At 37.7% G+C, this 9,289-nt stretch carries 6 protein-coding genes; 1 reads left to right on the top strand and 5 read right to left on the bottom strand.

Translation table 11 applies throughout. The features are described from left to right. Positions 1 to 65: 65 nt before the first annotated feature. Positions 66 to 1,262: an aspartate aminotransferase family protein gene (locus VK161_RS01670; RefSeq protein ID WP_324213013.1), complete on the bottom strand. Its 1,197-nt coding sequence runs from the start codon at positions 1,260 to 1,262 to the stop codon at positions 66 to 68. A gap of 26 nt (positions 1,263 to 1,288) precedes the next feature. Continuing rightward, positions 1,289 to 2,926: an OstA-like protein gene (locus tag VK161_RS01665; protein ID WP_324213012.1), complete on the bottom strand. Its 1,638-nt coding sequence runs from the start codon at positions 2,924 to 2,926 to the stop codon at positions 1,289 to 1,291. Between the two features lie 161 nt (positions 2,927 to 3,087). Here VK161_RS01665 and VK161_RS01660 point away from each other — a divergent pair, with 161 nt between their 5' ends. After that, positions 3,088 to 4,959, top strand: a complete 1,872-nt coding sequence (locus VK161_RS01660) for an alpha-amylase family glycosyl hydrolase (RefSeq protein ID WP_324213011.1) — start codon at positions 3,088 to 3,090, stop codon at positions 4,957 to 4,959. A 55-nt stretch (positions 4,960 to 5,014) separates the two neighbouring features. Here the strand turns inward: VK161_RS01660 and VK161_RS01655 are convergent, their stop codons facing one another. From VK161_RS01655 to VK161_RS01645, 3 genes are all read right to left on the bottom strand, one after another. Then, a complete protein-coding gene (locus VK161_RS01655; protein WP_324213010.1) occupies positions 5,015 to 6,286 on the bottom strand; it encodes an adenylosuccinate synthase in 1,272 nt (423 codons plus the stop codon). Positions 6,287 to 6,481: 195 nt separating this feature from the next. Beyond that, positions 6,482 to 6,946, bottom strand: coding sequence for a transcriptional repressor (locus VK161_RS01650; RefSeq protein WP_324213009.1), 465 nt, complete (start codon positions 6,944 to 6,946; stop codon positions 6,482 to 6,484). 122 nt (positions 6,947 to 7,068) lie between these two features. Beyond that, positions 7,069 to 9,288: a RelA/SpoT family protein gene (locus VK161_RS01645; protein WP_324213008.1), complete on the bottom strand. Its 2,220-nt coding sequence runs from the start codon at positions 9,286 to 9,288 to the stop codon at positions 7,069 to 7,071. Position 9,289: the final 1 nt, after the last annotated feature.

The raw sequence follows: 9,289 nt of genomic DNA, 5'->3' as shown, positions 1-9,289 counted from the left end.
CATTATCCATTATCCATTATCCATTATCCATTATCCATTATCCATTATCCATTATCCATTATCCATTATCCATTATCCATTATCCATTGGATTTCATCCATAACTTCCAAAATAATCCTACATCCTTCTTTTATTTCTTGTTCAGAAATTGTTAATGGTGGAGTTATTCGGATGGCTTTTCCTTCAAATAATAACCAAAACAATATCAATCCTTTGTCTTGACAACGCAAAATGACCTGATTTGTTATTTCTTCATCCGAAGTCATGGCCGCCAACATTAATCCTTTTCCTCTAACTTCTTGTATCAAAGGATGTACCAAAAGTGATCGGAAGAGTTTTTCTTTTTCCAAAGACTGATTAGCGTAGTCTTTTTCGAGTACTTCTTGCAAAGTGGCCAAACAAGCTGCCGCTATGACAGGATGTCCGCCAAAAGTAGTTATGTGTCCAAGTTTCGGATCGTGACTCAATAAATCCATGTGCTTTTCATTGGCAATGAATCCACCAACAGGCATTCCGCCTGCCATTCCTTTTCCTATTATCACGACATCAGGAACTACATTGTAATTTTCAAAACCGAACAATTTTCCAGTTCTACCAAAACCAGGTTGAATTTCATCTACTATCATCAAAGCGCCTACTTCTTCACAGCGTTTTTTAACTTTGGCTAAGAAATCATTTTGAGGCTGAATGAATCCCGCGCCACCTTGAATACTTTCTAAAATAATTCCGGCTGTTTTGGTAGTGATTTTTTCCAAATCAGCTTCATTGTTGAAAGTGATGAAATCGACATCGGGAATCAACGGGCGAAAAACTTGCTTGCGTTCTTCAAAACCCATCACACTCATCGAACCCATAGTATTTCCGTGATAGGCGTTATGGCAGGAAATAAGCTGACTTCTACCGGTCACTCTGCGAACCAATTTTAATGCGCCTTCGCAAGCTTCGGTTCCCGAATTGACTAAATAGACTTTATTCAATTGTGGAGGTAAATGTTCAACCAATAATTTGCAATACTGAACGGCTGGACTTTGAGAATATTCGCCGTACACCATTACATGTGAATATTTATCCAATTGGTCTTTTATCGCTTGATTGACTCTTGGGTGTTGATGACCTAATGAACAAGCCGAAACACCCGCAACAAAATCAAGGTATCTTTTGTTATTTGTATCGTAAATGTAAGAACCAATAGCGTGAGAAACTTCCATTCCTAATGGGTAAGGCGAAGTTTGAGCTTGGTATTTTAAAAAATCGTTATTCATTTTTTTAACCGCACGAATTAATCTTTTTACTGAATTTTCTTGGCTGGCGGATTTTTCTTATCGTAATCTAAAGTTTCTTTTCGTACTTCCATTGGAGCATCGGGTAACGCATCTTCTGCCGCTTTTTCCTTCTGTGCTTCATAGTCGTAAGCGTTTTCTTCGGGAGGAAAAATATCTTCTTTCGTTCGTATTCGTTCGTCGCCACGCCAATTGAATCCGCGGAGTTTCCTCGCGTTTTCGGGCAACTCTTTTTCAGGGTAAATATCACCATCTACATCTTTAAAAAAGGTTATAGTGTTGATTTTTGACTCTTCAAATTGGATGTTGATTTTACTACTCACATTTTTATTAATTCCGATGAGTTCGTTTTTGTCGTCACGCATGTAATACACCACTTCGGTATTTTTAATCACGTCAACTTCACTCAGTTTGTTATCTACAAATTTGCCGTACAAATTCTGACCTTTCACTTGATTGTAACCCGTTCCAATAGTGTCTTTAGAAGCAATAAACGCATTTTCTAACACCTTGAGCGAATCCAATTTTTCGGTTTCGTTGTTGCCAATAAGATGCATCAAATCGCCTGTTAATTGGTTTTCGTAATTCCACAAAATTGGTCTGCCAATGAGTTGTGTTAAGGCTTTTTTCTGACTTGAATGCAGCGAATCGCATTTACCGCTCATGTCAGTTTTAAAAAAGCGAACGTTGTTGTACCCGCGAACTACTCGTTCATTTGGTTTTCCGGTAACCACTAAGCGTTTGGCGTGAACAAACATCGAATCCTTTTCAATCAAATAACGAACAGAAGCTCTTTTGGTAATGTAAAGCGAATCTTTATTTCTGTAAACTTCGCCATAATGACCTTTGATGATGGCTTTGTTGATGGAATCGGTAATTTTTACATTGCGTGTTGCTGAAGCAAATTCCTTGTTTCGATCATAATACAAACTATCACCTTTGATGAGTCGATCGTTGTATTTAATGTAGGAGTTCTTTACAAAATGTGCCTTATTGGTTTTAGTGTTGTAAAATCCTTTTTCGGTGTAAATGTAATTTTCTTTACTCGTAATTGTCGATGGTCCGTAAAGATAGGAATGTCCAGAGTTGGTGTAATAATCCAAATGGTTGGACTTGATGACGTACTTCGGATTGGTTATGGTCACAGCCGATAAAAACTGGTATTTCTTTTGGGCAACAAAGTATTTTCCAGTATTACTTGTTAATGTATTTTCATTGCTAACTATAGTTCCTGGCGTGTCGTAATAAGCTACTTGACTATTTCTGTCGAAGTTGATTTTGTCTGTTACCAATGACATTTCTGGGGAACGTAACGAAACATTTCCAGTAGTGTAGGCCTGACGTAAATTGCCATTATACTCTGCATAATCACCGTGTAAATATAAAGTATCGCCTTGCACAATATTAACGTTTCCAAATGCTTTGAGGTAATTCTCTTTCATGTAATAATAAGCTTTATTACAACTTAGAATGGCTCCATCGTGATTGGCTCTAACGTTTCCAGTGAGTATCATTGCGTCGGGAAACTCAAATTGATTAATGTCTTGGAAATCGGCATTTTCAATCACAATTGGTGTACCTTTTTGTTCTTGAGCAGTAGCCAGAAAAGGAAGTGCGAAAAGTATAAAATAAAATAGCTTTTTCAATGAGTTGAATTTTGAGCAAATTTAAGTAAATTCTATAAAGAGCGGTTTGTATTAAGAAATATTTATCAAGAGTATAGAAAATTGATGATAGAAAATAGATGGGTATAGTTGAACTTCTGTTCCTTTTTTTATATTTGTTGACCGATGTAAAATTTCATGTCATGAGAAAGTTATTGTTATTAGTGTTGATTTTGGGAGCGATGAGTTCGCCTGCTCAGAATAAGAAGAAAAAAAGTTCAAAATCGAATAAAAAAGTTACTGTAGTGGAGAAGAAAAAAGTAGTGTATCAGGTTTTTACAAGACTATTTGGAAATACAAATACAACCAATAAACCGTGGGGAACGATTGAAGAAAATGGAGTAGGGAAGTTCAATGATTTTACGGATAAAGCCTTACAAGAAATAAAAAAATTAGGTGTCACTCACATTTGGTATACTGGTGTTCCGCATCATGCTTTGGTTCGCGATTACACAAACATCGGAATTTCCAATGACGATCCAGAAGTAGTAAAAGGCCGCGCAGGTTCGCCTTATGCTGTAAAAGATTATTATAATGTAAATCCGGATTTAGCTGTGAATCCAGCAAATCGCTTGCAAGAATTTGAAGAGTTGATTTCACGAACGCACAAAAACGGATTGCAGTTACTGATTGACATTGTTCCGAATCACATTGCACGTAAATACGAAGGAAAAAATAACCCGAAAGGTGTTCGCGATTTTGGAGCTGATGATAATACAAATGTCGAATACGACCGAAATAATAACTTCTATTACATTCCGGGACAAGCTTTTCAAGTGCCAACTTCCGACACATACAAACCATTGAACGGTGAATCCAATCCGTTAATTGACGGAAAATTTTCTGAAAATCCTGCAAAATGGACCGGAAATGGTTCGCGTTTGGCCAAACCCGATATTAATGATTGGTACGAAACGGTAAAAGTGAATTATGGTGTTCGCCCTGATGGAACTAAGGATTTTCCTGAATTACCCCAAGGTTTTGACAAAAAATCATACGAAGAGCATTATGAATTTTGGAAAGGAAAAGACGTTCCGAATTCGTGGAAAAAGTTCAAAGACATCGCGTTGTATTGGATTGAAAAAGGAGTTGATGGTTTCAGATATGATATGGCCGAAATGGTTCCGTATGAATTTTGGAGTTACATGAACTCGGCGATTAAGATGAAAAATCCGTATGCGTTTTTGTTGGCAGAAGTTTACAATCCGAACGAATACCGCAATTACATTCATTTAGGAAAAATGGATTATTTGTATGATAAAGTGGAAACCTACGATTATTTAAAGGATGTGGTGCGCGGACATAAAAATCCGGATGGTTTATCGGACATCAATAATCGTTTGAAAGACATTGAACGTCATATGTTGCACTTTTTGGACAATCACGATGAACAACGTTTGGCAAGTCCAGAGTTTGCTGGAAGTGGAGCCAGAGGAAAATCGCTGATGGTAGTTTCGGCTACGATGAGTACGTCGCCAACGATGATTTATTTTGGACAAGAAGTGGGTGAAGCTGGAAATGAAAATGGCGGATTTGGAACGCGTTCTCGAACATCTATTTTTGATTATGTGGGAGTTCCAAGTCACCAACGTTGGATGAATCGAAAACAGTTTGATGGCGGGCAATTGACGCAAAAAGAAAAAGATTTACGTGATTTTTACCAACGATTGTTGAATTTTACGATTAACAGTGATGCTTTGATGGGCGAATTTCAGGAAATACAAACCGTAAACCGTAATGAAACCGACACTTACGGACAAAATGTGTATTCGTATGTGCGTTGGTCGAAGAATGAAAAATTGATAATTGTAGCTAATTTATCACCAACTGATGAAAGTGCTTTCCGTTTGAAAGTGCCAGCCGATGTGATTTCGAAATGGGATTTAGCGAATGGAACTTATACCTTAATAGATCAATTGTATGGTTACGAAAGTTCAATGACTGTTGCTGATGGAGTAGGAAGCATCAAAATGAATGTTGGTGCGAGTGAGAGTTTTATTTTTAGTGTGAAATAGTATATCTAAATTCAATAAAAAACCCTTTCAAAACGAAAGGGTTTTTTATTTGTAATTATCTCATAATCGTTTGTTTTCTGTCGGGTCCAACTGAAACAATTTTGATTGGAACTTCCACTTCTTTTTCGATGAATTCGATGTAGTCTTTGAGTTCTTTAGGTAAACTGTCGTAGGTAGTTAAACCAGTTAAATCGGCTTTCCAACCTTTGTATTCAGTGTAAATTGGCGTTACGTTTTCTTCTTCGATATTGTAAGGTAAATGCTGAATGATTTCACCTTTATAATTGTATGCAGTACATACTTTTAAAGTTTCAAAACCCGAAAGTACGTCACCTTTCATCATCATTAGTTGCGTGACACCATTCACTTGAATTGCATATTTTAAAGCTACTAAATCCAGCCAACCACAACGGCGTTTTCTTCCGGTAACCGAACCAAATTCGTTACCTACTTTGGCCATAACATCGCCAGCTTCGCCAAAATCTTCGGTTGGAAATGGTCCTGAACCTACGCGAGTTGTGTACGCTTTGAAAATTCCGAATACTTCTTTGATTTTGTTAGGAGCAATTCCCAAGCCAGTACACGCTCCGGCTGCTGTTGTATTGGATGAAGTTACAAAAGGATACGTTCCGAAATCAACATCGAGTAACGAGCCTTGCGCGCCTTCGCATAAAATCGATTTTCCTGCTTTTTGAGCTTGCGCTAAATATTCTTCGCTGTCAATGAAAGTTAGTTTTTTCAAATCTTCGATGGCTTCAAAGAATTCGGCTTCCATTTCGGCCAAATTGTATTGAATATTCACGTCATAGAATTTGATCATCGCTTCGTGTTTGTCGGCAAGTGAACGGTAACGCTCTTTGAAATCTTCTAGTTCAATATCGCCTACGCGGATTCCGTTACGACCCGTTTTGTCCATATACGTTGGTCCGATTCCTTTTAAAGTCGAGCCTATTTTGGCTTTCCCTTTAGAAGCTTCAGAAGCTGCGTCGAGTAAACGATGTGTAGGTAAAATTAAATGTGCTTTGCGCGAAATGATTAATTTGGATTTAATGTCGAGGTTGAATTTGGCCAATCCGTCAATTTCGCTTTTGAAAACTACTGGATCAATTACGACTCCGTTTCCTATGATGTTGATGTTGTTGTCGTGGAAAATTCCAGATGGAATCGTACGAAGAACGTGTTTGATTCCGTCGAACTCCAAAGTATGTCCAGCGTTTGGTCCGCCTTGAAAACGAGCAATAATATCGTATTTGGAAGTAAGAACGTCGACGATTTTTCCTTTTCCTTCATCGCCCCATTGTAATCCTAGTAGTAAATCTACGGTCATTTTAATTGATAATTGATAATTGATAATTAACAATGAAAAAATCTTTGTAAAGCATCAATTGAGTTGTGTTTATATTTTAATTTAATTCTAATTATTCTGCCGCGTTAGGGATTGCTTCGCCAGTTCGCTTCGCTCGTGTGAGGCAAGCACCGTGTGCAGCCGAAAGCCCGGGCCGAAGGCAACGCCCCAATCAATTTAGTCATTATCAATTGATTTTTTGTTGGCATAGAAATACAACGAATGATTGTGAATTTCGATACCAAAAATTTCTTCTATTGTTTTTTTGATGGTTTGAATGCGTGGATCACAAAACTCAATTACTTCTCCGGAGTCGGTCATGATGATGTGATCGTGTTGTTTATCAAAATAGGATTTTTCGTAATGCGCCTGATTTTGTCCGAATTGATGCTTACGAACCAAACCACAATCCAATAATAATTCGATGGTGTTGTACAAAGTGGCACGCGAAACACGGTAATTTTTGTTCTTCATTTTAAGATACAAATTCTCGATGTCAAAATGCTCTTCGCTGTTGTAAATTTCCTGAAGAATAGCGTAGCGTTCGGGCGTTTTGCGATGTCCTTTGTTTTCAAGATAAGCGGTAAAAACGTTTTTTACAGTTTCTTGATTTTTAGCGTTATCGGTAGCAATTAGTGTCATATTCTGCAAAGATAAATTTTAGTTGAGAAGTATGAAAATTTTACAGGTTTAAATTATAAACTTGTTGTTAATAAGAAGCAATTGACGATTGACAATTGATAATGGATAATTGACAAAGAAAGCTAGTTTTTGTAAACACGCGTTATTTTATCAACTCCATCAATTTTCTTGATGTTTTCAATCAGTTTTTTTAAGATGTTATTGTTTTGAACGACAACCGTTACTTGACCTTTGAAAATTCCGGCTTCACCACTCAACGAAATGCTCTGAATGTTCACGTGCATTTGATTCGAAATTACTTTGGTCAATTCGTTGGTTAAACCCAAAGTGTCCATTCCGGTAATGTTGAGAATGGCTTTGAATTCTTGTTGTGTCGAATCGATCCACTTCGCTGGCATGATGCGGTATGCGTAATTCGATTGCATACTGATGGCGTTGGGACAATCGCGTTTGTGAACTTTTATTCCTTCATTGATGGTCACAAAACCAAATACTTCGTCGCCTGGAATTGGGTTGCAACACGACGAAAGTTTGTAATCCAAACGATCTTGTTCTTTACCAAAAACCAATAGATTATAGTTACTGCTTAATTCTTGTTTGTGAATGTCATCTGGGTTTGCTGTTGGCGAACGTTTGATTTTATTTTTAAAGAAATTAATCAGTGTATTGCTTTTTTGAGCAGCAAAATCTTTCAGCTGTTGGTTTTCGATAGAGCCAATTCCGACACGGTAAAACAAATCCAAACTGGTTTTGAGTTTGAAGAAATTCACCAATTCATTCACCACACCTTCGTTCAACGTGATTTTTAAATGTTTGAGTTTTCGAGTCAGCAATTCTTTGCCTTCTTCGGCTATTTTCTTGGTATTTTCGTTGAGAACATTACGGATTTTATTTTTCGCTCTCGATGTAGTTACATAATCAAACCAATTGATGGTTGGCTTTTGATTGGGCGATGTAATGACTTCAATTTGATCACCACTTTTGAGTTCGTAATTCAGAGGAACTAACTTTCCGTTGACTCTAGTTCCGCGCGTTTTTACTCCGATTTCTGAGTGAATGCTGAACGCAAAATCAAGTGAAGTGGCGCCTTTGGGTAGCGATTTGATTTCTCCTTTGGGCGTGAACACGAAGATTTCTTTGGCGTAGAGATTCATTTTAAAATCTTCCACAAAATCAACTGCATTGGTTTCAGAGTTTTCCAAAGCTTCTTTGAGTAAGTTCAACCACACATCCAAACCGCTTTCTTCAGTTGCACCTTGTTTGTATTTGTAATGTGCTGCATATCCTTTTTCGGCAATTTCATCCATACGTTCGCTACGAACCTGAATTTCTACCCAACGACCTTTTGGTCCCATGACGGTAATGTGTAAGGCTTCGTAACCGGTTGATTTAGGCGACGAAATCCAATCGCGCAAACGACTCGGGCTCGGGCGATAATGATCCGTTACAATCGAATAAATTTTCCAAGCCACAAACTTTTCATCGTGTAGATTGGATTTGTAAATGATTCGTAAGGCAAATTTGTCGAACACTTCGTCGAAAGTGACATTTTGAGCTGCCATTTTTCTGCGAATCGAATACACTGATTTGGGTCGGCCTTTGATGATGTAATCCACACCTTCTTCGTCGAGTGATTTTTTTAGTACATCGGAAACCAATTTGATATAGGCATCTTGTTCTTCTTTGGTCTCTTTTATTTTACTGATGATGTCGTTGTAAACTTCGGGTTCGGTGTATTTTAATCCTAAATCTTCAAGTTTGGTTTTGATGTTGTACAATCCCAATCGATGGGCCAGTGGAGCATAGATGTACAACGTTTCGGATGCAATTTTTACTTGTTTGTAATCGGGCATTGAATCCATGGTTTGCATGTTGTGCAAACGGTCGGCAATTTTAATGAGAATTACCCGAACATCATCGTTTAAGGTCAAAAGCATTTTTCTGAAATTTTCCGCTTGCATGGAAATATTCATGTCTTTTTTAACCTGAGCGATTTTGGTTAATCCTTCAACTAAATGGGCTATTTTTGGGTTGAATTGTTTTTCTAAATCTTCAACAGTTATCGGAGTGTCTTCCACTACATCGTGAAGTAAGGCTGCAGCAATTCCGGTGGCACCCAAACCGATTTCTGAAGCCACAATTTTGGCTACACCGATTGGATGGAAAATATAGGCTTCACCCGATTTTCTTCGTTGGTCTTTGTGAGCGTCAACAGCTACATCAAAAGCTTTCCGAATTAATTTCTTATCTTCGGGTGTAAGTGTCTGATAACTAATTCGGAGTAACTCTTTGTATTCTCTAGCTAATGCTTTTTTTTCTTCTTCTAAATCAATCTCTGTCATG

Source organism: Flavobacterium sp., from assembly GCF_035299245.1.
Classification (GTDB): domain Bacteria; phylum Bacteroidota; class Bacteroidia; order Flavobacteriales; family Flavobacteriaceae; genus Flavobacterium.
This window is presented reverse-complemented; position numbering and strand designations above follow the sequence as displayed.

Excerpts from the sequence above, each read along its gene's own strand:
- VK161_RS01670 (WP_324213013.1), bottom strand. The coding sequence starts at position 1,262 with ATGAATAACGATTTTTTAAAATACCAAGCTCAAACTTCGCCTTACCCA.
- VK161_RS01660 (WP_324213011.1), top strand. The coding sequence starts at position 3,088 with ATGAGAAAGTTATTGTTATTAGTGTTGATTTTGGGAGCGATGAGTTCG.
- VK161_RS01655 (WP_324213010.1), bottom strand. The coding sequence starts at position 6,286 with ATGACCGTAGATTTACTACTAGGATTACAATGGGGCGATGAAGGAAAA.
- VK161_RS01650 (WP_324213009.1), bottom strand. The coding sequence starts at position 6,946 with ATGACACTAATTGCTACCGATAACGCTAAAAATCAAGAAACTGTAAAA.
- VK161_RS01645 (WP_324213008.1), bottom strand. The coding sequence starts at position 9,288 with ATGACAGAGATTGATTTAGAAGAAGAAAAAAAAGCATTAGCTAGAGAA.